This window comes from Corynebacterium aurimucosum (assembly GCF_030408555.1).
Classification (GTDB): Bacteria; Actinomycetota; Actinomycetes; order Mycobacteriales; family Mycobacteriaceae; genus Corynebacterium; species Corynebacterium aurimucosum.
Window position 1 is genome coordinate 2,502,426 of sequence record NZ_CP047048.1, and the last position, 22,179, is coordinate 2,524,604.

Sequence of the window (22,179 nt, forward strand, 5' to 3'; positions counted from 1 at the left end):
TTGCATAACTGAATTCTATACTGAAAGCATAAAGAAAGCATCGCCGCCACAACCTCTCACACCAGTCTGCGAGAAATTCCCAGAATCCGGCCATCCTCACCTTGGAGAAGCTGTCAATATAGCAGGTCACATGAGTTTTGCGAGTAACCTGCCAGGCTTAGGTGCACTTCTATGAAACGCGCCACACCGTCCAGCGCGGGGTATTTTAAGCCAATCTTTACACCCGTCACACAGGAAACAGCCATCCCTTAGAGCGAAGGTCGAGTGTCACACCTGTCACGGCGACGTCCGAAAACCATAAATTCGCCAAATAACGGCAGGAAGCCCCGAACAATTAAGAATCTTCACCCAAAGCGGACACGGCACGAAGGAGCGCGGCGTAAGCCCCGTCGCGGGCCAGCAGCTCAGTGTGGGTGCCGCGCTCGGCCACGCGGCCGGCATCGAGGACGACGATCTGCTCTGCATCGCGGATGGTGGACAGGCGGTGCGCAATGACCAGGCGGGTGGCGTCCGCTCCAAGGACTGCTTCCTGGATGGCGCGCTCGGTTTCGTTATCGAGGGCCGAGGTAGCCTCATCCAGAATGAGCACTTGTGGCCGGCGCAGCAGCGTGCGCGCGAGCGAGAGGCGCTGCTGTTCACCGCCGGAGAAGCGGTAACCACGCGAGCCTACGAGAGTATCGAGTCCCTCGGGAAGCGCGGCGATGACCTCATCCACGCGGGCGGCATGCAAGGCCGCCCACATCTCTTCCTCCCTCGCATCCGGCTGCGCGAAGAGGAGGTTCTCCCGCACCGTGCCGTGAATCAGGTAGGTCTCCTGGGAGACCACGCCGATGACCGCCGAGCGTTGCTCGGCAGGAATGTCACGCAGGTTGACTCCGCCTAAGAGCACGGTGCCTTCGGTCGGATCCGCCAAGCGCGCTAGAAGGGAGGCCACCGTGGATTTACCGGAGCCGGTATGCCCCACCAGGGCCGTGGTGGTGTGGGCCGGGATGGAAAGGGAGACGTCGGAAAGCGCGTCGGTGTCGGTGCCGGGGTAGCGGTAGGAGACGTGGCTAAGGGTGAGGGAGGCGTCGGCAAGCTGGGCGGGCTCAGTGGCTTCCTTCAGTTTGGGTTCCAGGTCCAGGTACTCAAAGATGCGACTAAACAGCGCCATGGACGCCACCCACTGCGCGCCCACGTTGAGCAGGCCAGTAATGGGGCGGAATATCTGGGTCTGCAGGGTAGAAAAGGCGATGAGCGTGCCAATCGTAATCCCCGGGCGCAGGCCGGCAACCAGGTAAATCAGCGCCGGCATGACCCCGAAAATGATTTGGGTGAGCGCCATGCGCCAGCGCCCGGCCAGCTGTGACTCCAACTCTAAGCGGATGAGGGAGCGGGAGGTCTTCTCAAACCCGTCATAGACGCGTTCCTGCGCTCCCAACGTGGCCGCCAGACGCATGCCGGAAACGGACAGATTCTCCGAAATGGTCTGCTGCAACGTCGCCTGCGCGCGGCTGTTTTTCTCCATGAGGCTGCGGCGCAGAACGGCGGCGCGGCGGGTGAGCCACACGGCGGGAGGCAGCACCACCAGGGACAACAGCGAGAGGGTGGGCGAAAGCGCCACCATCGCCACCAGCGTGGCCACCGTCATGGTGAGGTTGCTGGCCACGGACGTCGCCGTGGTGGTGACCATGCCGCGCATCGCTGCGATGTCATTGGTCAGGCGCGACTGAATCTCACCGCCCCGGTTATTGGTAAAGAACTGCAGCGATTGGCGCTGCAGGTTGGCAAAGACCTGCGTGCGCAGATCGTGCATGATGGTGTGCCCCACCCGCGCGGATAAAAAGGACTGGATGACGCCAATGGCCTGGGAGACCACGGTAATGGCCAGCATGCCGCCGACGAGCCACAACAGCAGCGTGGTGTCGTGCTCAGGAATCGCCTCGTCCACGGTGCGGCGCACGAGGAAAGGCTGCACCACCGTCAGCCCCGAGGTGGCAATAATCAGCGCAACCACCAGCAGCAGCGTGCCGCGGTGCGGGGCAAACAGGCCGGCGACGCGGCCAAATTTCACTGGGTGCTGGGCCAGCTGATCGACGTCCGCCGGGTCCTTCACCGCGGTGTGCATCGGCCGGGTCATGGCTTAGCCGCAAGTAACGATGGGCTGCGGGTCATACACCGTGGTGGTGGTCTCCCGGGAGATTTCCTTGCCGGACAGGTCCTTAATCACGCGGGTATCGGAGGTGGTAAAGCCCGGCGCGCCGGAGGAGGGCGAACAATCCTCGCTCACGGACTTCCGATGTGGCTCGGTCTTGGCCCAGCGGCCGTTGTTGATGGACTCGACCTCGACTGTCTTCACGCCCTTGAAGCGCACGGTGATCTCACTGCCAAAGTCGGTCTCAATGCGCACCGGGTGGTTCGAAGTGTTCTTGAACTGCAGGTCAATCGCACCTTCATAGACGGTGGCCTCGCGGCCAGCCGGGTAGCGCGAAATGTAATAGGAGTGCGGGGTGTGCGCGGTATCCTCCATGCCTGCGAAGTACGCGGCGTTGTACAAGGTGGTGGCAAACTGAGAGATGCCGCCGCCCACGGCCTTACCCGCGTGGCCGTCGATGATGATGCCGGATTCCACATAGCCCTGCGCGGTTCCGCGCGGGCCGGTGTAGCCGTTAAGGGAGAAGGTCTCACCCGGGTTGACCACAGCACCGTTGACCTGCTGGGCCACCAGCCGGATATTGGTGCCGGAGGCCCCAGAGAAACCGCCGGTGGAGAACTCGGACACGGTCTCATCGAAGGTGGCTTTCTCCGCCATCTCCGTGGTGAAGTCCGCGGGGTCCGGCTTATAATCGGCGTCCCACTCGCGGTCATCCTCGCTGCTCACGCGATCCTCGAAGCCCTCGAGGGTTTTCTCCCAGTCGATGATGGAGCCATCCACCGAGGGCGTGATCTGCTTGTCATTTCCGCTGAAGGAAATCTTGGCGTTGGTGCCGGGCACCTCGGAGCCTTGCATGCGCTCTTGGAAGAGCTCGCGCGCGCGGTCTTTATCCACCTTGAGGCGCAGCTCGCCGTCTTCGGCAGCGATGGAGACAAATTGGGAAATCTCCGGCTTGCGCAGCGTACCGGCGGTGTTGTTCTCGCCTTTCAGGGTGAGTGGGTTATCCAGCGCGCGGGCGGCATCCCCGGTGCGCATGGCCTCAATCGCCGCATCATTAATCTGTGGCTCCACCACCATCGGCTCGACGTCTACGCCCTCGGGGTCGAGCCAGTGCTTAACGACGCCCTCGTGCAACTCTCCCTCTTCCACCGCCTGGCCGAGCTTGGGTTTGGTCTCTTTGAGGGAGCCGTCGATAAGCTCCAGGTTTCCATCCTCCGGTTCGACCTTCAGATCGTTGCCAACGCGCTCAAGCTCTCCGGAGAGCTGCGTTTCATCGACGTCCACGGCGACAGGGATTTCCTGGGTGGGCTTGATAAAGCTGTACAAGCGCGAGAAGGGGTTCAGGGAGGCGTCGGGAATGCCATCGACGGCCTTCTGATAATTCAGGCTTAGGCCGGAGTCTTGAGGGATAAGCTGCGAGCTTTTCTCCCCGGCGCGGATATCCACGGGCTGGGCCGCGACGTCCCCGAGTTCCTGCTCCAGCTTCTCCACCGCAGCGGTGCGCTCCATGCGGGAGATGTCCACGCCGCCGACCGACGTCGCGCGCGGAACCTTGTGCTGGTTGGCCATCACATCCCACGCATAGGCGATGCCGGCGATGAGTATCAGGCCGACGAGCACGCCAAGGGTGACGTGAAGCCCTTTGCGCCGCTGCTGCCTGTGTCCGATTGCCTTTTTCACGTGTACGAGATTAACGTCTGCCAGCTAGTTTTTACTAGTCGCCCTCCTGCTGGGCCACGACTTCCGCGGCCGCATCAATGACCGCGTTGATGTCTTCGTCGGTGGACCACAGCGGCATATCGGCCCCGGCGGCCAGCGCCGCGGCCACGGCCTCCGGCACGCTGAAATTCTCCGAGATGGAGGCCATTCCACCCAGGTCATCGGTGTAAATCGTGCCTTCGAAGCCCAGCTCCTCGCGGGCCAGCTGGTAGGCCCGCGGGTTGAGGGAGGCGGGTTCGTCCCCCAACCCAGGCACCACGAGGTGGCCGATCATGAGGGCTGCTTCCGGGGCTTGTGGGAGGGCGGTATGGAAGGGCACGAACTCATGGCCATATAGTTCTTCCAGGGGCGGGGTCACGGCCTCACCCAGGTGCGTGTCCCCGGAGGCGCGCCCGTGGCCAGGAAAGTGCTTGAACACGGCCTTCACACCGGCGGCCTGCAGCCCGCGGGCAAAGGCCGCGCCATACTCGCCGGCGGCCTCCGGATCGGTGGAGAAGGCGCGATCACCGACGACCTCGAGGTCTCCCCCATCCACGTCGAGCACTGGTGCAAAGTCCACCGTCACGCCGTGTGCGCGCAGGCTGTGCCCGATTTCTGTGGCCAAGGCCTCGACCTCTTCTGGGCTATGCCCCTCCGCCATGGCCTGCGGGGAGGGGTAGTCGCCCAAGATTTCGGAGAAACGCTGCACGCGCCCACCCTCGAAATCGATGGAAACTTCAAAGTCACGGCCCATCTCCTCGCGCAAAGCGTTTACTCCTCGCGGGCCATCGCTGAGTAGCTCAGGATCTGCCCAGCTCGGGATAAAGAGCCCGCCCACGCCGGCTTCGAGCTTCGCCCGGGCATCCTCGTAGTTCAGCGCCGGCGGCATGAGTGTGGCGGCGGCGCGGGCGCGGACGTCTTCCGGAGCGGCATCCTGCGGTGCCGCGCCTTCCGATACGGCACTAGTGGGCGCGGCGCTGGTTTCGCTGGGCGGGGCGTCGGAAAGCACGGATTCCTCGCTGCACGCGCTCAGCGCACAGCTAGCACTCAACAGGAGGGCGGGCATTGCTTTTCTCATGCCCACCAGTGTGCCTGAAGCACCCACGCGGGCAACATCTGGTTGTTAGGATGGCCACATGAATAACGGAGAGACCATGCTCATTGCCTATGACGGCTCCGACCGCGCCGACCGCGCCCTCGAGTACGCCGCGCGGCTGCTGCGCCCCACCGACGTCGAAATCCTCACCGCGTGGGAGCCGTCCGCACGCCAGGCCGCCCGCGCCGTCAGCCGCACCGGGCTGCACCAGTCCACGGTCTCGCCGGAGAGCGTGGAAGATGATCCGGCCTACGAGGAGGCCCTCGCCATCTGCCGCCAGGGAATCGCCAAGGCGGAGACCTTGGGGCTGCGGGGCCATGCCCACCTGGTGGAATCCGTGACGACGATTCAGAGCGCGATTGTCGACGCCGCCCAAGAACTCGACATCGACGTCATCGTCACCGGCACCCGCGCGCTCACCGGCTTCCGCTCCTTGTGGACTAATTCCACGGCGGAGTACATCGTGCGCAATGCGGGCCTGCCGGTCTTCATCGTGCCACCGGAGAACGATGATGAGGACGACGCGGAAGAAAGCGACTCCTAAAGGCAGCTTTTAGCTGCTAGAATCTGGCGCCATGGCATTCGACAGCGATTCCCTCAACAAGCGTACCCTGGGCCCGGCCCTGGGCAGCGCTGTCGTCGGCGTGGCGTTGGGGGTCGTGACCATCCTGGGCATTGCCCAATTCTCGCAGGCAGATGCCGTGCCGAACGATAATTCCGTCAAGGCCTCTGATGCCGTGATGGGCGGGCCGGAGTACGGCTCCCGCGAGTAGCGTGCGCGCACGCATCGGGGGGCTTTTCTTTTTAGCCCTCGTGGTTCTGGTGCAGCCGTGGGGGCTGACCGCCGCTGATACCAAGCACGATCTGGCGGCCAACCCGGCGCGTTTCCTGGCCGGCGCACTGCATGCTTATACCGACACCTTCACGCTGGGACAGCTGCAAAACCAGGCCTATGGCTACCTCTTCCCCCAGGGCTTGTTTTTCCTGCTGGCGGATCCACTTCCGGATTGGATAGCGCAGCGTGCCTGGTGGTTCCTGGTCCTGGCGGTGGGCTTTCTGGGCTTCTTCCGCTTAGCCCGCACGGTGCTTCCCGCTGCCCCTAGCTTTGCCGCGCTGATGGGCAGTCTGCTCTATGCGCTCTCCCCGCGCACGCTGACTACGCTGGGCGCGATTTCCTCGGAGACCTGGCCGGTCATGCTCGCCCCCTGGGTGCTGCTTCCCTTCCTGCGACAGGGCCGGTTGGGCTGGCGGGACGCCGCGCCCTCGGTGGTGGCGGTGGCCTGCATGGGCGCGGTCAACGCCACGGCCACGCTAGCGGCCTGCCTGCCGGCGGGTGTGATTCTGCTGTGGCGGCGCGCGGGCAAGACCGGCCTGGTGTGGTTAGCCGGATGCGCTGCGGTGTCCGCGTGGTGGATTACCCCGCTGCTCATCCTGGGCCGCTATGCCCCGCCCTTTACGGAATTCATCGAATCTGCTGGCGTGACCACGCGCTGGCTCAACCTGGCGGAAATCCTGCGCGGCACCACCAGTTGGGCGCCGTTCGTGGATACCGAACGCGTCGCTGGCAATGAGTTGGCCACCGAGCCGGTCTTCGTGCTTGTCACCGTGGCCGTGGCCGCCCTGGGTCTTATGGGCCTGGCCCGCCTGCCGCGCCTGTGGCCTGCGATGTTGCTCGTGGGCGTGGCCATATTAGGCACGCATGCCGCGTGGTACCTCGACGCGCTCGATGGCCCGCTGGCCGCGCTGCGCAACGTGCATAAATTCGACCCGCTGGTGCGCATCCCACTGGTACTCGGCGTGGCCGCGATTGCTGCCCGGGTGAGGTTGCCGCGGACGTTGGCCCCGGGGCGTCGTGAAGCAGCGGGCCTTCTGGTGTGCCTCGTGGTGGTAGGCGCGACCGCCCCCGCCTGGGCGAGCCGTCTGCTACCGAAGGGCGCCTACGAGGAGGTCCCTGCCTACTGGCACGAGGCCACCGATTTCTTGAACTCGCTGGATACCCGCGTGCTCATCTACCCGCCGGCGTCCTTTGCGCGGCAGGACTGGGGGTGGACGCGCGATGAGCCGGCACAGCCGCTTCTCGACGTCCCCTGGGCCGTCCGCGACGCCGTTCCCCTCATCCCGCCCGAGGCCATCCGTGGCATGGACGGTGCCATGGCGCAGATTGAGCGCGATCCCGCTACAGCACCTGTGGTTTTGCAGCGCCTGGGTATCGGGGCCGTCGCGGTGCGCCACGACCTGATTTCCGGTTCTTCGGCCCATATTCCAGGCGAGGTCCACACCTTCGGGGAGGTCGATGTCGTCGTCTTCGACCGCGACCTCTCCATGAACGTGACACCTGCGGATCCGCCGCGTGTGGCGGGCGGTGGGGAATCGCTCGCGCTCCTGGAAGGCCCCCACGAGCTCGTCTCCGCCAACGCCGATATCGTCACCGATACGCCCACCTTGCGTGACCGCAACTACGGCACGCTTTCCGGCCCAGTGTCCGCGCCGCTGGCCTCGAGCGACCCATCGACGGTGCACAATCGCCTGCGCGACTACCCCTCTGCCGGCCCGCTGACCCAAGTGGTGGAACACGATGGCCGCGTCACCGCGTCATCGTCTGCCGCAGATGCCTCCGCCTTCGGCGGCGCGAACCCGGCGCGCTCTCTCACGGCGGCCGTCGACGACGAAAACTCCTCCGCCTGGTGGCCAGCGCCTGGTGATTCTGGCTGGTTGGAGCTGCATTCTACGTCTCCGTGGTCCTCGCCGACGCTGCGGTTGATGACCACCGGCACGACTGAGGTGACCATCCACAACGGCGATTCCAAGGTCATGGTCACCATGGAGGCCTACCGCGCCCGCGATATTCGTGTGCCCGGCGCGCAGGCCTCCAACATCCGCATCGAGCCACAGCGCCGCACCGGAATTGCGGAGGCGTCCATCGTGGACCAGCCCACCCCGCGGCGCCTCGTCACCGTGCCTGATACCTCGCCGGAGGCCGAGCAGTTCCTCTTCCAGCAGGACAACGAGCACATCCTCATCCGCTCCTTCACCGCCCCGCGCGATATGACGGTGCGGGTCTCCGGCGAGAAGACCGTGCTTGTCGACGGCCACGCTTTCCCGCCTGGCTCCACCCTCGATCTGACCGCCGGGCAGCACCTCCTGCGCACCACCGGCGACTGGGCAGCGTTGACCGATACCGCGTCTTCCCTGCCCGATCCCCTCCCCGCCTCCTCTCACGCATCTTCTGCGGACTCAGCCGCTTCTTCTAACCAGGAAGCCGTCGCAGCCGACCCATCCAACTCCGGCTATACTCCGCTCGCCTCCGGCGAGCCCATCGAGCCTGCCGACCACGACCGCCTTCTCATCACCGGGCGTGCTTTCAACGAGGGCTTGCGCGGCGAGCTGCGCTCCCCCAACACAGCCGCGGTCTCGACACCAGGTTCAGCACCAAACTCAGCGCCGGCCACTAGCTCGGAACCGCTGGCCCTCGAACCGCGTTCCATCGATGCGGACACGCAGGCCTTCCTCGTCCCCGCCGGTGCCAGTGGCACCTTCCACATGTCTTTTGCTGCCGACCGCGCCTATCGCGTCGGCTTGGGCCTCGGCGGCGCGCTCGCCGCGCTGACCACCGCGCTGTGCCTGCTCGTCATGGCCCGCGGTCCCCGTTCCCAAGCCACTGCCCCATCCGCGACTTACGCAGCACACGATTCAGCCGCAACCGGCCCAGTCGCCGATGCCGCCCTCCCGGCATCCTCCACGGATTCCCAAACGGCCTTCCCCGCCCATGTTGCCCACTCGTCTCTCTCAGCGCGTGTCCTTCTGGCACTACTCATCGCGGCAACGATGGCGCTCGTCGCGGGTCTTCCCGGTGTTGCCGCCGCTGCCGCGGCGTGGGCCATCACTCGCTGGACCACGCTGCGCCCCGACTACCTGGCGGGCGCGCTCACCTTGGCCGCGGGCGCGATGCTCGCCCGCGCACCCTGGCCCGCAGAGGGCTACGCCGGCGATTCGCTGCTCGTGCAACTGCTGTGCGTCGCGGCTCTCACGTGCGCCTGCCTCCCACCCCGCCGCACGCCCTAGGTACCCAGCCCCGCCCCAGATGGTTTCCCTCAGAAGGCACTAGTCAAAAGGCGTCTTTGGGGGCAAGAGAACCATCTGTGAAGGAGCAAAAGGTTTGTTTGGGGTCAAGTAAACCGTTTGACTAATGCCTTCTGGAAAATGCCATGTGTGACGTGCAGTCTACGGCCCCACCGAACCGGTAGAACCAGTAGAACTAGTAGAACCAGCGACGTTGGCAGGGGATCCGGAACCGGAAGCGCTCGCAGAATCGGCGGCGCGGCGCGGCAGGGAACGCGGGACGGCGATGCGGCCGCGAGTAAAGGCGAGAGAGCGGATGAGGTCGCGGCCGGGGACCTCGACTAGCGCGTAGGTCGCGGCAGACAGCACACAGCTGACCACCACCGTAAAAGCCAGCACCACCACGAAATCCCACACTGAGCCGGAGAAGGCAGACACACCCAACAGCGGGAAGGCAATGGCCAGCACCGCCACATGCCACATGAAAACCCCATAAGACCAGCGGCCCAGCGCCCGCATCCACTCGGAGGCCAGCCAGCTTTCCCGCGGCGACAGCGCTACCGGCACCACGATGCAGGCCCCGCACACAGCACCCACCGCGATGCGGCGCGCAAACTCGCCAGGCTCAGGATGCACCAACCCCTGCGGTCCGAACCACTCGCGGCTCGCCAGCCACACGCAGCCCACGGCCACCACCCAGCAGACCGGACGCACAATCCGCCCGGCGCGCAGGCGTACCCGCGCGGCCTCCGCCTCCGCGGCCAGCATCCCCACCGCGAACCACGAGAAATACGCCGGCGGCCAAATCTGAGTATTGACATCCCCGGATTCATAACCGGCTACGAATGGCAGGAAGCCCCAGAACAAACTCAGTACGCCAGCAACCGCAAGAAGCACAACCCTTAAACGCGCAGAAAACCTATCCAACCCCCACGCCAACAACGGCAACACCGCGTAGAAAGCGAACTCCACGCACAGCGACCACAATTGCGTTAACCCAGGAACCAGGCCGTCAGCAATATAGAGCTGCGTGCCCGTCACGTTAGTGATGACTTGCGGGAGGGTTAGGGGGGAGGCGTCGGGAAGCAAGGCGAGTACCGCCACCACGCACACGACATACAGCGGTGCCAAACGCGCCACGCGGGAAAGAAGATACTGCCCCGCCGTGTGCGCATGCCGCCGGCGCCACAGCAAGAATCCGCTGAGCACGAAGAAGACCGCTACCCCGTAATCCAAGCGCTCAGCCCAGGCCCAGCCGGTGGCCGTCTGGAAGGACACGTGCGTGATCACGACCGCCAGCGCGGCCAGCGCACGCACGCCTTCGAGCTCAGGGAGAAAGCGCATGGCCCACTACGATACTATTTCTGCAGTGAATCCCTCGACCGATCGGAGCTGACGTGTTCCTTCGCTCCCGCCTAGCGCAGGTGACGATTGCCGCCGCGGTGTTCCTCCTACTCGGGTCCATCCTTCCGCCGCTGTATAACAACCAGTCCCGCCCCCTGCCCAGGGACCTCAACCTAGAGATCCACGCGGAGCACGACGGAGTCACGTTTACCCGCCACACCACCACCGCCCCCGCGATGAAGGATTCCGTGGCCCGCGCGCAGTCCACCACTGACCTCACCTTAAACGGCGAGACCATCGCGCACATCACCGAGGAATCCCAGCTCAACCGCGAATCCGCCTACCCGGTGGCGGGGCCGAATACGACTCAGCACATCGAGCTGCCCGCCTTCGACGTGCAGGTGGAAGACCGAGTGGAGCGCGACGGCATCAGCTATTTCTTCCCTTCCGGCGCGGAGCAGCGCTCCTATCCTTTCTTCGATCCGCTGACACAGGACACGGAGCCCATCGACTTCCTGCGCGATGAAAAACTCGACAGCATCCCCACCTACGTCTTTCACCAGGATGTCGCGCCGGTCTCGCTCGGGGAGGTCTTCGCCTTCGACGCCCACCGCTCCGGCCCCGCGGGCGATTTTTACTCCGCGGAGTCCCTGGAGCGCTACAACCTCAAGCCGAATTCGCACGTCATCCTCGAGCCTTTCTACGCGGTGAGCCGCACGGTGTGGGTTGAGCCCACGACCGGCACCATCGTCAACGAGGAGGAACACCCGCGCATCTTCTGGGCCACCGACGTGCGCCAGGCCCAGGCCATGGTCGACGCCGATGACACACAAGAACGCGCGCTTCTCGACGTCCCCCTCTCCTGGTCCGACTCCACCCGCACCGAACGCCTCGACTCGGTTCGCGGGGTCATCGACACGGTCAAGATCTTGAGCCTCGTGGGCTGGTTGGGCAAGGCCATCGGCGTGGCGTTGTTGGCGGTGGCGGCCGCGATGTTTATGCGCCGTCATTCGGCGCAGAGCGCATAGGCACCCGTGACTACGTCCCGGGCCTCCCTTGCGATGCGCGCCGCCCTCGGCGCATGGGGTTTAGTACTCGTGATCGCCGTGTGCTGGCCCTTTGTGCTGCCCGGCGAGTTCCTGTGGCGTGACATGGTGCTGCTTGAGCACCCGGCGTTGACCGCCTCTGCCTTCGGCGCCGGCGATCTGCCCGCACGCAATGCTCCGCAGGACGGGGTGCTGGCGATGGTCGGCGGGGCGTGGCTGGCCAGGGTTTTTATCCTCGGCGCGGCGAGTGCTTCGGCGTGGGTGGCGGGTCTATGGGCGTGCCAGCGCCCACAATTCAGCCCGTGGGCAGCAGCTGCGGCGATGGCGTGCGCGGTGGCCAATCCTTTCGTCATCGAGCGCCTCTTGCAGGGCCAGTGGTCGCTGGCGGTCGCGGCCTGGCTGGCGCCCGTGATCGCGTGGGGGTGCTTAAACTGCCACCCGCGCGTGGCGTGGCTGGCGCTGTGGGCCGCGTCCTTGACGCCCACCGGCGGGCTCTTCGGGGGCCTCATCGGGGTTGCCTGTGAGCGCGAAGGGCGAAGAAAGTGGCTCTTCGCGGGCGGCTCAGTCTTGTTGTGGTTGCCGTGGTTGGTTCCAAGCCTCGCGGCCGGCGTGTCCATGGTCCACGGCGACCCCGCCGCCCAGGCCGCGGCCTTTGCCCCGCGCGCAGAGGCCTATGCGGGAATGGTCGGCTCACTGCTCGGTTTCGGTGGCATCTGGAACGCCGCCGCGGTGCCGGCGTCCCGCGAACATGGCTTCGCCGTGGCGGGGCTTGCTGTTGCCGCCCTCGCCGTCTTGGGCGCTGCCCGCCTGTCCCGGCGCGAGCTGCGCCCGCTAGCGACCCTGGCGGTGGTTGGGATGGGCCTGGCTATCCTCGGCGCGCTAGCACCCGGGCTTACTGCCTTCGCCGTAGAACACATTCCCGGCGCGGGCCTGTTGCGCGATTCCTCCAAGCTCACCCTGCTCGCCCTGCCGCTGGCCGTGGCGGGCATCGCGTCTCTGTGCCAGCTTCCGGCCGCGCTCGCCCTGTGCGCTTGTCTACTCCAAGCCCCCGATGCCCCGCGGGAGCTCGCCGTGCTGAAGCCACGTGAGACGGGCATCGACCGCCAGCTCATCGAAGAGCTCGATGGCCGCCTGACCTTCTTCGCCGACCGCCCCGCCATGGTCGTAGTCGACGGCGGCATCGCCCTCGACCCCTACTCCAAGGCCGCGAACAAGCTCGACTCCGGCGAGCTCACCGTCGACGGTGTGACAGTGGATGAGCCATCGCCGCGCTACCTCGCGGCCGCCGGGGCCTGGACCAACCGCGACCTCAACCGGCTGGAGGAACTCGGCGTGGGCGCAGTCGTCGATGATGGCCGCATCGTTGTCACCACGAACGCCCAACCGACACCCGCCCCGTGGGTTCTTAGCGCCGCTTGGTGCGCACTTCCGCTTCTAGCAACTCTTCGAAGCGCGCGCCGGTTTTCTCCCACGAAAAAGTAGCCGCCAACTCGCGCGCCGCGTTGCCTAAACGGTGGCGGAGGGAGGGGTCGTCGACAAGCGTGCGCACCGCCTGCGCGAACTCCTCCTCGCGCTGCACCAGCACACCAGTCTCACCGGCGATAACGCTGTCTTGCAGGCCGAAGGCATAACCTACCGTGGGAACCCCATGTTGGGCCGCCTCCATGACTGCCAAACCCCAGCCTTCTTTGCGGGAGGGCATAAGGTGCACGTCGGCGCGCGCGAGGAGCGCATGTTTATAGTCCTCAGTGACCTGACCGCGGAAGCGCACGCGGTCTTCCACCCCGTGGGCCCGGGCGTACTCGCGCAGCTGGGATTCCCACCAGCCGGAACCGATGACGTCGAGAATCGCCCCCGGAATCCGCGCCACGGTGTCCATGGCGTGCTCGATCTGCTTGTGCGGAACTAGGCGCGACAGTGTCACCAGGTGGATATCGGCCTCACGCTCCAAGGTGGGCACGTGCTGCGGCAGGGGATCAAGGCCGTTCTCAATGATGCGCGCACCGTGAATCCCCAGTTTCTCTAAATCGCGCTTCGAGGCTTCCGAGACCGTCACCCACGTGTTCTCGCGATACAGCGCGGGGACCACGCGAGATTCCAGGAACCAGCCCAGCCGCGCCAGGACGGGCCCGGCCACCGGCCACTGCTCGCGGTGGCAGTGGTGCGTCAGGATCACCACGGGAGCCCGGGTGGCCAGGCGCGCGAAGAAGGGAATGCCGTTGTGGGTATCCACCACCACGTCAGCGCCGCGCAAAGCGCGGCGCCCGAACAACATCGCCACCAACGCGCGCGGGTACACGCTGAACTTGGCCCCAGCGCGCGAATAGAGCACGCCGTTGCGGCGCTCGCGCTTGGCGGCGTTCATGTGGCGCGCGGTGCGGAAGACCACCTCGTGGCCTTGGGCAGCGAGGTACTCGCCGACGCGCTCAAGGTAGCGCTCGGAACCGCCACCCTGCGGGTGGGTGGAATCGCGCCAACATAAAAGAAGGATTTTCATGACGATGCTTTAGCCTAGTGGGTTATGAAACGCACCCGCGCCTTGGCCACCCTGCGCCGCTCCTGGCGGCTGCTGCGCTCCTTCCGCTTCGAGCAGACAGCACCCGCGATCTTTTATGGCGGTCTGGCTGAGGACACCGCCGCGCTTGTCGACGCCCTCTCCCGCGATCATTCTTTGTCCCTCACCGGCGCGCGCGTGCTCGACGTCGGGGGCGGCCCCGGTTATTTCGCTTCCGCCTTTGCCCAGCGCGGTGCCAGTTATGTGGGGCTGGAGCCGGACGTGGGTGAGATAGCCGCCGCCGGCATCTCAGTGGCCCAAGCAGTGCGCGGCGATGGCACGTGCCTGCCTTTTGCGGATAACACTTTCGACATCACGTATTCCTCCAACGTGGCCGAGCACATCCCGCACCCGTGGGCCATGGGCGAGGAGATGCTGCGCGTGACCAAACCCGGCGGTCTGGTGGTCTTGAGCTACACGGTGTGGCTGGGACCTTTCGGCGGGCACGAGACCGGCCTGTGGGAGCACTACGTGGGCGGCGAGTTCGCCCGCGACCGCTATATCCGCCGCCACGGCCACCCGCCGAAGAACGTCTTCGGCACCTCGCTCTTCGCGCTTTCCGCACGCGAAGGTCTGGACTGGGCGCGGGGCGTGACGTCGCAAGGCTCGCAGCTCCTCGCAGCCTTTCCGCGCTACCACCCTGCCTGGGCCTGGTGGGTGACCAAGGTGCCGGTGCTTCGCGAGTTCCTCACCTCCAACCTGGTCCTCGTCCTACGCGCTTAATCCCCCGTAAAACGCCGAATGCTCCCCCGCAGGGGAGCATTCTTTAGATGCCAAAACTAGCTGGCAGACTCAACACGCTGCTTGAGCGCCTTGAACTGGTCCCACACCTCAGACGGAACGCGGGAGCCCAGGAAGGTCAGGTACTCCTTGTTGTCTTCCATGTCGCCAGCCCAATCGGCCGGGTTCACGGCAAGTGCCTCGCGGACGTCTTCGATGTCGAAGTCCAGGCCGGTGAGGTCGATATCCTCCGGGCGAGCGGTGTGGCCCACGACGGTCTCAACAGCGTCGACGTTGCCCTCGATGCGGTCCACAATCCACTTGAGAACGCGGGAGTTCTCGCCGAAGCCCGGCCACAGGAAGCGGCGGTCCTCACCGCGGCGGAACCAGTTCACCAGGAAGATGGCCGGCATGCGGTCGCCGCCCTTTTCACCCATATCGATCCAGTGCTGCAGGTAGTCACCGGCGTTGTAGCCCATGAAGGGCAGCATGGCCATCGGGTCGTGGCGCAGGGCGCCGACCTTGCCCTCAGCGGCAGCGGTCTGGCCAGAGGAGAGCAGGGCGCCGATCATGGTGCCGTGGTTCCAGTCGAAGGCCTGGGTCACCAGCGGAACGGTATCTGCGCGGCGGCCGCCGAAGAGGATGGCGTCAATCTTGACGCCCTTCCAGTCATCAAACTCCGGAGCGGCAGACGGGCACTGCGTGATCGGCACGCAGTAGCGGGAGTTCGGGTGCGCCGCCTTGGTGGTGGAAGCCGGGGTCCAATCGTTGCCGTGCCAATCGATGAGGTGCTCCGGGGCCTCGCCCATTTCCTCCCACCAGACATCGCCGTCGTCGGTCAGCGCGACGTTGGTGAACAGGGTGTTGCCCGGCTCCATCGTCTTCATGGCAATCGGGTTGGAGTCGTAGTTGGTGCCCGGCGCCACACCGAAGAAGCCGTTCTCCGGGTTGACGGCGTACAGGCCGTCCTCGCGCAGCTTCATCCAGGCGATGTCATCGCCCACGACCTCAGCCTTCCAGCCCGGGATGGTCGGGGTGATCATGGCCAGGTTGGTCTTACCGCAGGCAGACGGGAAGGCGGCCGCGATGTGGTACTTCTTGCCCTCCGGGTTGGTGAGCTTGAGGATGAGCATGTGCTCTGCCATCCAGCCCTCTTCCTTCGCCATAACGGAAGCGATGCGCAGCGCGTAGCACTTCTTAGCCAGGATGGCGTTTCCGCCGTAGCCGGAGCCGTAGGACCAAATTTCCTTGGTTGCCGGGAACTGCGTGATGTACTTCTTGTCATTGCACGGCCACGCGACATCCTCTTGGCCCGGCTCCAGCGGAGCACCAACGGAGTGCAGGGCGTGGACAAAATCGCCGTTCTCACCAATCTTATCCAGAGCCTGCTGACCCATGCGGGTCATGATGCGCATGGAGAGCACAACATAAGCGGAATCAGTAAGCTGCACGCCGAGCTTGGGGTCCGGGTCGCTGATGGGGCCCATGCAGAAAGGCACCACGTACATGGTGCGGCCCTTCATGGAACCGCGGAAGGCCTCGGTCATCTCTTCCTTCATGGCTGCCGGCGGGGCCCAGTTATTGGTCGGGCCTGCGTCCTCCTCAGTCTCAGTGCAGATGAAGGTGCGGGACTCCACGCGCGCGACATCCGACGGGTTCGAGCGCGCCAGGTAGGAGTTCGGGCGCTTCTCCTCGTTGAGCTTAATCAGGGTGCCCTTCTCCACGAGCTCAGCGGCGAGACGGTCAGCCTCCTCCTGAGAGCCATCTACGAAGACGACCTCTTCCGGCTGGAAGAGCTCGACGCTCTCACTGATCCACGAAATAAGCTTCTCGTTCTTCGTGGGCAGTTCACCTACAAGGCCCTTAATAGTTGCGGTCATCTCACATTCTCCTGTGGTCGGTGTGGCCAGGGTGCTTTATATCGCCGAAGGTTTCCCCTATCGACGTTTCACCAACCAGAGTACGGATACTGGTGATAACAGAACGTGTAATGCCCGCCACCCCGGTTATATCCACCCAGCTCATGCCGACTATGTCGAGGACAGCGAAGTGTGAAATATGGCACCCACCGCCCCCAATCGCCCCCATACGGGGGCTCTGTTTCTAAGCATCACTCATCCAGTACGCCCGTCCTATTACCCCCGCGGAGCCCTGATCTGTCTCCGCCTAGGCACCCTCCACCCTCCACGGCGCGGCACGTTGCCCCTCACCCCTGCTTAAGGGAACAATGTCAACTGATGAATAGTGCAGACTCCTCCCAGAATCCCGCCGCGCAGATGCCTCATGGCCGCGGCCTCCAGACGGATTTCAACGCCGAGTTCAACAATGATTTGGACTACCCACGCCTCGGCAACGTGACCTTCCGTCGCGGCACCCTCACCGACAACCAGAATGCCCTCTTCGAGGAGCACTGGCCTCAGTTGGGACGCCTGCTTGCCGACGAACCCCTCGACATCCCCGCCTGGTTCAACCGCGAGGGCGCCAGGACCATCGTGGAAATCGGCTCCGGCACCGGAACCTCCACTGCTGCGATGGCCCCGTTGGAAAAGGACACCAACATTGTTGCCGTCGAGCTTTACAAGCCAGGCCTAGCCAAGCTGCTGGGCTCCATTGTCCGCAACGATATTGAGAACATCCGCATGGTCCGCGGCGATGGCATTGAGGTTCTCATGCGCATGTTCGCGCCCGAGTCCCTCGACGGCATCCGTATCTTCTTCCCGGATCCGTGGCCCAAGGCCCGCCACCACAAGCGCCGCATCATCCAATCCGGCACGCTCAACCTGTTTGCCTCCCGCTTAAAGAAGGGCGGCGTGCTTCATGTGGCCACCGACCACGCCGGCTACGCCGAGTGGATCGACGAGCTCGTAGAGGTCGAGCCCTCCCTCGATTACAAGGGCTGGCCCTGGCCGGAATGCCCCATCCTGACGGACCGCCAGGTCATCACCAAGTTTGAGGGCAAGGGCCTGGATAAGGAACACGTCATCACCGAGTACCTCTGGGAGAAGAAGTAATGGCCGGCACCTACCTTCTGGTGTGGGATGCGCCCAACATGGATATGGGGCTCGGCGCCATCCTCGGCGGGCGCCCCACCGCCGCCTACCGCCCGCGTTTTGATGCCATCGGCCGCTGGCTGGTGGAGCTGGCCTTTGACAACGACGCCACCCCCGAAGCCGCCGTCTTCACCAACGTCACTCCCGGCGGCGCCGACGTCATCCGCCCCTGGGTCGAGGCTATCCGCAACGTCGGCTTCGCCGTCTTCGCCAAGCCAAAGCTTCACGACGACGATGATGTCGACCCCGACATGGTCGAATACATCAAGGCCAACCGCGAGAACCTCTCCGGCGTCATCGTGGCCTCGGCTGATGGCCAGAACTTCCAGCACCTGCTGGAGCAGCTCTCTGCTTCCGGTCTGCCCACCTGCGTGCTCGGTTTCCATGAGCACGCCTCCTGGGCGCTGACCCACCCCGACATCGAATTCGTCGACCTCGAAGACATCGAGGGCGTCTTCCGCGAGCCGCTGCCGCGCGTTAACCTAGATAATCTGCCTCCAGATGGCGCCTGGCTGCAGCCTTTCCGCCCGCTGTCCGCGCTGCTTCCGGAACGCGCGCCCGAGCACAGTTAGGAGCCGCATGTTTTATTCCTGGGGCCGTTTTTCCTATGCCCACCGCAAGGTCATCCCGCTCATCATCGTGGGTCTCATCCTTGGCCTCTTCTTCGGCTTCGGCACCCGCCTCGAAGAGCGCATGAGTCAGGAGGGCTGGGAGGACCCGGGGGCGGCGTCGACAAGCGCGGCACAGATCGAGCTGGAGACCTTCGGCCGCGATAATTCCGGCGACGTCATCCTGCTTTTCGACGATCCCGATGCCCACGCCACCGAGGCCAAGGCCTTTCTGGATGACCTCAAGGCTCAGCATCCGGAACAGATTGACTCTGTCACCAGCTACTTTGATAAGCGCAACCCGAACCTCATCACGCAGGACCACTCCACGGCCTTCGCCGCCATCGGCCTGAAGGGCGACGGCGAGCAGACCCTCAAGGACTTCCGCGCCATCGAGGATTCGTTGCACGCTGCCGACGTCCCTGTGCAGGTAGCGGGTGCCACCGCCGTGGCCGACGCGCTGGATGAGGGCATGGCCGAGGACATCTCCCGCGCGGAGAAGGCCGCCCTGCCGCTCGTCGGCCTGCTGCTCCTCGTGGTCTTCGGCTCCGTCGTGGCGGCGTTCATGCCGCTCGTCGTGGGCGGGCTGTCCATCCTGGGCTCACTAGGCATTCTTTCCATCCTGGCTGGCTTCCAGCAGGTCAACGTGTTCGCGCAGGCCGTCGTCACGCTGCTGGGACTGGGCCTGGCCATCGACTATGGCCTGTTCATGGTCTCCCGCTTCCGTGAGGAGCTGGACAAGGGACGCGATACCAAGGAGGCCGTGGCGATCACCACCGCTACTGCCGGCCAAACCGTGGTCTTCTCCGCCGCCATGGTGGCCGTATCCCTCTCCGGGCTTTTCCTCTTCCCGCAGGCCTTCCTCAAATCCGTGGCCTACGGCTCCATCTCCGCCGTCGGCCTGGCCGCTCTGCTGTCGGTGACGGTGCTGCCATCGCTATTTGGCATGCTGGGCCCCAACATCGATAAGTGGACCGTGCGCAAGACCTCGCGGCGCGGGCGCCGCATCGAGGACACGTGGTGGTACCGGATGCCGCGCTGGGCCATGGGCCGCGCGGGTGTGATGACCACCGCCATCTGCGCGCTGCTCATCGCGCTGACCTTGCCGGTGCTGGGCGTGAAATTCGGCGGCATCAATGAGACCTACCTGCCGCCCAACCAGGACGCGCGCGTAGCGCAGGACCAGTTCAACGAGCAATTTCCCTCCTTCCGCACCGAGCCGGTCAAGCTCGTGGTGAAGAACGCGACCAATGAGCAGCTTGTCGACGTCGTCATGCAAGCCCGCTCCATCCAGGGCCTTACCGAGCCGATGGGCCCGAAGACCGCGACCGTCGACGGCACCACCGTCCTCGGCGCCGGCATCCAAGACCGCGAGGACTACGCGCGCATCGTCCACGAGCTCGAAAGCATCGAGGCACCAGAAGGCGTGGAGCTTTATGTTGGCGGCACCCCGGCCATGGAGGTCGAGTCCCTCGACGCGCTCTTTGAGACCCTCCCTTGGATGGCCCTCTACGTGGTGCTGGCCACCTTCCTCCTCATGGCGCTGGTCTTCGGCTCCTTCATCCTGCCGCTGAAGGCCATCATCATGACGCTGCTCTCCCTGGGTGCCACGCTGGGCATCCTGACGCTCATGTTCGTCGATGGCCTCGGCTCCGGCCTGCTCAACTTCACCGCCGGCCCGCTCATGAGCCCGATTCTGGTACTCATCATCGCCATCGTCTTTGGCTTGTCCACGGACTACGAGGTCTTCCTGGTCTCGCGCATGGTAGAAGCCCGCCGCCGGGGCGCTTCCACGGACGAGGCCATCGCGGCGGGTACCGCGCACACCGGCGGCATCATCACGGCGGCCGCGCTCATCATGATTGTGGTCGCGGGAGCCTTTGGCTTCTCCGACATCGTCATGATGAAATACATCGCCTTCGGCATGATTTTTGCACTGCTTATCGACGCCACCATCGTCCGCATGCTCCTCGTCCCCGCCGTCATGCACCTTCTACGCGAGGACAACTGGTGGGCCCCGCGCTTCCTCACCCGCCTGACCCATCGCCTCGGCGGCGAGAACTCCCCGGCTGCCGAGCCGGCGCCCACCGCCCCAGTACTGAACAACGAAGAGGCCACACCGACTGAACAGGCTGCGCCGTCCCCCGCCGTTACTAGCGAGCGGGACGATCCGCGTTCTTCGACTGGGTCCACCGAGCAGGCAGAACCGCACTACTCCCCCGTGACTCCGGCTGAACAGGTCGAGGTGGAGGGGGCGTCGGCAAGCGCCGCGAACGAAGCCGCCGTACGCGGGAACCGCAGTGCCGATACTGACGAGGAGCTCATCCCCTTCTCTGAGCTGGTCAAGCGCCTCAATTCCACGGATGGTCGATGAAGAAGAACTGGCTGACCTGGATAATCTCCCTGCTGATTCTGGCCGCGCTGGCGTGGTTCTTCCGCGACCAGCTGGACTTCATCTCCGAGGGATTGCGCCGCCTGCGCCACGCCGAACCTTTCCCCGTCGTGCTGGTGGTGTTCTTCGCGCTGCTGTCCATCGCGGGTATGGCGGAGGTAATGAAGCGGCTCATCGGTGCCGGCGGCGTTGAGGTGCCGCTGCGCGAGACCTACGCCATCACGCTGGCCTCCAATGCCTGGTCCACGACTCTGCCTGCGGGCCCTGCCTTTTCGGCTTTGCTCACCTTCCAGGTGCAGCGCCGCTGGGGCGCGTCGGTGGCGCTGTGCAGCTACTTCCTGTTTTTGTCCTCGATCATTAGCTCGATGTTCCTCGCGCTCATTGGCCTGGGCGGGGTGTTTTTCCTCAACGCAGATATGGCTTTGGGTTCGCTGATCACGACCATCGCCCTCATGCTCGCGGCACTCGGCGGCATCTTCTGGCTGACCTCGCACCCGGTGACCCTTGAGCGCTGGCTGCGCAAGCTGCGGCCCGGCCCGAAGCGGGACCGCGCGATCCAAGAAGTCCGCAACCTGGGCGAGGTCCACCTTTCGCGCGGCCCCTTTGTTGTAGTTGCCGGGGCGTCGCTGGTTCACCGCCTGGCCGATATGGCCGCGCTATGGGCTTCCGTGTGGGCGGTAACCGGGGAGATCCCGTGGCTGCGCGCCGGTGCTGACGACACCACACTAGCCGGTGTGGCCCTGGCCTTCCTGGCTGCGAAGCTGGCTGGGTCCGCGCAGGTCACCCCGGGTGGTGTGGGCACGGTGGAGGCCGCGCTCATCACCCCTCTGGTGGCGACAGGCCTGACCGTGGTGCACGCCACCTCTGCGGCCATCATCTACCGGCTTATTTCCTTTGCGCTCATCACTATCATTGGATGGGTCATCTACTTCGCCCACTACGCCCGCGATGGCTTTTCTTACGCGGCGTTGAACCGGAAGGAATCCTAAATGCGCGTTGCCCCGCTTATCGACGTCCTCGCTCTCGTACTCTTCGCCATCCTCGCCCGCCTGGCGCATGGTGGCCTGAGTTTTAGCTCCTGGGTTGATGCCTTCTGGCCGTGGACCGTGGGCGCGCTCGTGGGCTGGGTCATCATCATGGCCACGAAGTTAAGCGGCCTGTGGAAGGAGGGCGCCGTCGTGTGGCTGAGCGCCGTCATCGGCGGCATGGCTTTGTGGATGCTGGTCAACGGGCGCCTGCCGCACTGGTCCTTCCTCATCGTGGCCACCGTGATGTCCGCGCTATTCTTCTTTGGCTGGCGAGCCATCGCGGCCTTTGCGTCCCGCTCCCGCGCCTAAGGTTTGTGCTTCAACTGCCAATTCGCCCTACACGACTCCGGGGACCTGCTTTCATTTTGAGCATCCGCTGGAGTCCAACGCGTCACGACTACTTTCCGGTCGAAGTGGCGCATTCACGCCTTACGGTTGGGCGTTTGAACT

Annotated in this window: 17 protein-coding genes; 11 read left to right on the forward strand and 6 right to left on the reverse strand. The window is 64.8% G+C overall.

The features are described 5' to 3' along the window. Positions 1-334 precede the first annotated feature (334 nt). The 3 genes from CAURIM_RS11810 to CAURIM_RS11820 are packed head-to-tail and all read right to left on the reverse strand — an operon-like array spanning position 335 to position 4,910. Positions 335-2,119 (reverse strand): ABC transporter ATP-binding protein, encoded by a 1,785-nt coding sequence (locus tag CAURIM_RS11810; RefSeq protein ID WP_201829002.1) that lies wholly within the window; start codon positions 2,117-2,119, stop codon positions 335-337. Between the two features lie 3 nt (positions 2,120-2,122). Beyond that, positions 2,123-3,814, reverse strand: coding sequence for a VanW family protein (locus CAURIM_RS11815; RefSeq protein ID WP_201829001.1), 1,692 nt, complete (start codon positions 3,812-3,814; stop codon positions 2,123-2,125). A 34-nt stretch (positions 3,815-3,848) separates the two neighbouring features. After that, entirely contained in the window at positions 3,849-4,910 is a 1,062-nt protein-coding gene (locus CAURIM_RS11820) for a glycoside hydrolase family 3 protein (protein ID WP_201829000.1), read from the reverse strand. Positions 4,911-4,968: 58 nt separating this feature from the next. Between CAURIM_RS11820 and CAURIM_RS11825 the strand changes: the two genes are divergently transcribed. Genes CAURIM_RS11825 through CAURIM_RS11835 form a run of 3 tightly spaced genes read left to right on the forward strand, consistent with a single transcriptional unit; the run spans position 4,969 to position 8,990 of the window. Next, complete coding sequence (locus CAURIM_RS11825) at positions 4,969-5,472, forward strand: universal stress protein (protein WP_070517712.1); 504 nt, start codon at positions 4,969-4,971, stop codon at positions 5,470-5,472. 31 nt (positions 5,473-5,503) lie between these two features. Continuing rightward, complete coding sequence (locus tag CAURIM_RS11830) at positions 5,504-5,701, forward strand: DUF2613 domain-containing protein (RefSeq protein WP_010188604.1); 198 nt, start codon at positions 5,504-5,506, stop codon at positions 5,699-5,701. 1 nt (position 5,702) lies between these two features. Beyond that, entirely contained in the window at positions 5,703-8,990 is a 3,288-nt protein-coding gene (locus tag CAURIM_RS11835; RefSeq protein WP_201828999.1) for an alpha-(1->3)-arabinofuranosyltransferase domain-containing protein, read from the forward strand. A gap of 159 nt (positions 8,991-9,149) precedes the next feature. On the opposite strand, the gene CAURIM_RS11840 is transcribed toward CAURIM_RS11835, so the two are convergent. Beyond that, a complete protein-coding gene (locus tag CAURIM_RS11840; protein WP_201828998.1) occupies positions 9,150-10,331 on the reverse strand; it encodes an acyltransferase family protein in 1,182 nt (393 codons plus the stop codon). A gap of 53 nt (positions 10,332-10,384) precedes the next feature. Between CAURIM_RS11840 and CAURIM_RS11845 the strand changes: the two genes are divergently transcribed. Together CAURIM_RS11845 and CAURIM_RS11850 are read left to right on the forward strand one after the other, a co-directional pair. Further along, a complete protein-coding gene (locus tag CAURIM_RS11845; protein WP_201828997.1) occupies positions 10,385-11,359 on the forward strand; it encodes a PorA family protein in 975 nt (324 codons plus the stop codon). 6 nt (positions 11,360-11,365) lie between these two features. After that, positions 11,366-12,859 (forward strand): MmpA family trehalose lipid delivery protein, encoded by a 1,494-nt coding sequence (locus CAURIM_RS11850; protein WP_236659370.1) that lies wholly within the window; start codon positions 11,366-11,368, stop codon positions 12,857-12,859. Here the strand turns inward: CAURIM_RS11850 and CAURIM_RS11855 are convergent. Further along, complete coding sequence (locus tag CAURIM_RS11855; protein ID WP_201828996.1) at positions 12,783-13,874, reverse strand: glycosyltransferase family 4 protein; 1,092 nt, start codon at positions 13,872-13,874, stop codon at positions 12,783-12,785. The genes CAURIM_RS11850 and CAURIM_RS11855 overlap by 77 nt on opposite strands. A gap of 24 nt (positions 13,875-13,898) precedes the next feature. Here CAURIM_RS11855 and CAURIM_RS11860 point away from each other — a divergent pair, with 24 nt between their 5' ends. After that, positions 13,899-14,654 (forward strand): class I SAM-dependent methyltransferase, encoded by a 756-nt coding sequence (locus CAURIM_RS11860; RefSeq protein WP_201828995.1) that lies wholly within the window; start codon positions 13,899-13,901, stop codon positions 14,652-14,654. A gap of 56 nt (positions 14,655-14,710) precedes the next feature. Here CAURIM_RS11860 and CAURIM_RS11865 read toward each other — a convergent pair whose 3' ends face one another. Further along, positions 14,711-16,531 (reverse strand): phosphoenolpyruvate carboxykinase (GTP), encoded by a 1,821-nt coding sequence (locus CAURIM_RS11865; RefSeq protein ID WP_201828994.1) that lies wholly within the window; start codon positions 16,529-16,531, stop codon positions 14,711-14,713. 357 nt (positions 16,532-16,888) lie between these two features. Here CAURIM_RS11865 and trmB point away from each other — a divergent pair, with 357 nt between their 5' ends. From trmB to CAURIM_RS11890, 5 genes are read left to right on the forward strand one after another with little or no spacing between them, the layout of a single operon-like run. After that, on the forward strand, positions 16,889-17,662 hold the full coding sequence (gene trmB, locus CAURIM_RS11870) for a tRNA (guanosine(46)-N7)-methyltransferase TrmB (protein WP_201828993.1): 774 nt from the start codon (positions 16,889-16,891) through the stop codon (positions 17,660-17,662). Beyond that, a complete protein-coding gene (locus CAURIM_RS11875) occupies positions 17,662-18,273 on the forward strand; it encodes an NYN domain-containing protein (protein ID WP_201828992.1) in 612 nt (203 codons plus the stop codon). The genes trmB and CAURIM_RS11875 overlap by 1 nt, the downstream gene beginning before the upstream one ends. A gap of 7 nt (positions 18,274-18,280) precedes the next feature. Next, positions 18,281-20,683: an MMPL family transporter gene (locus tag CAURIM_RS11880; protein ID WP_201828991.1), complete on the forward strand. Its 2,403-nt coding sequence runs from the start codon at positions 18,281-18,283 to the stop codon at positions 20,681-20,683. Next, positions 20,680-21,690, forward strand: coding sequence for a lysylphosphatidylglycerol synthase transmembrane domain-containing protein (locus CAURIM_RS11885; protein ID WP_070443306.1), 1,011 nt, complete (start codon positions 20,680-20,682; stop codon positions 21,688-21,690). The genes CAURIM_RS11880 and CAURIM_RS11885 overlap by 4 nt, the downstream gene beginning before the upstream one ends. Further along, positions 21,691-22,038 (forward strand): DUF3054 domain-containing protein, encoded by a 348-nt coding sequence (locus tag CAURIM_RS11890; protein ID WP_070443304.1) that lies wholly within the window; start codon positions 21,691-21,693, stop codon positions 22,036-22,038. Positions 22,039-22,179: the final 141 nt, after the last annotated feature.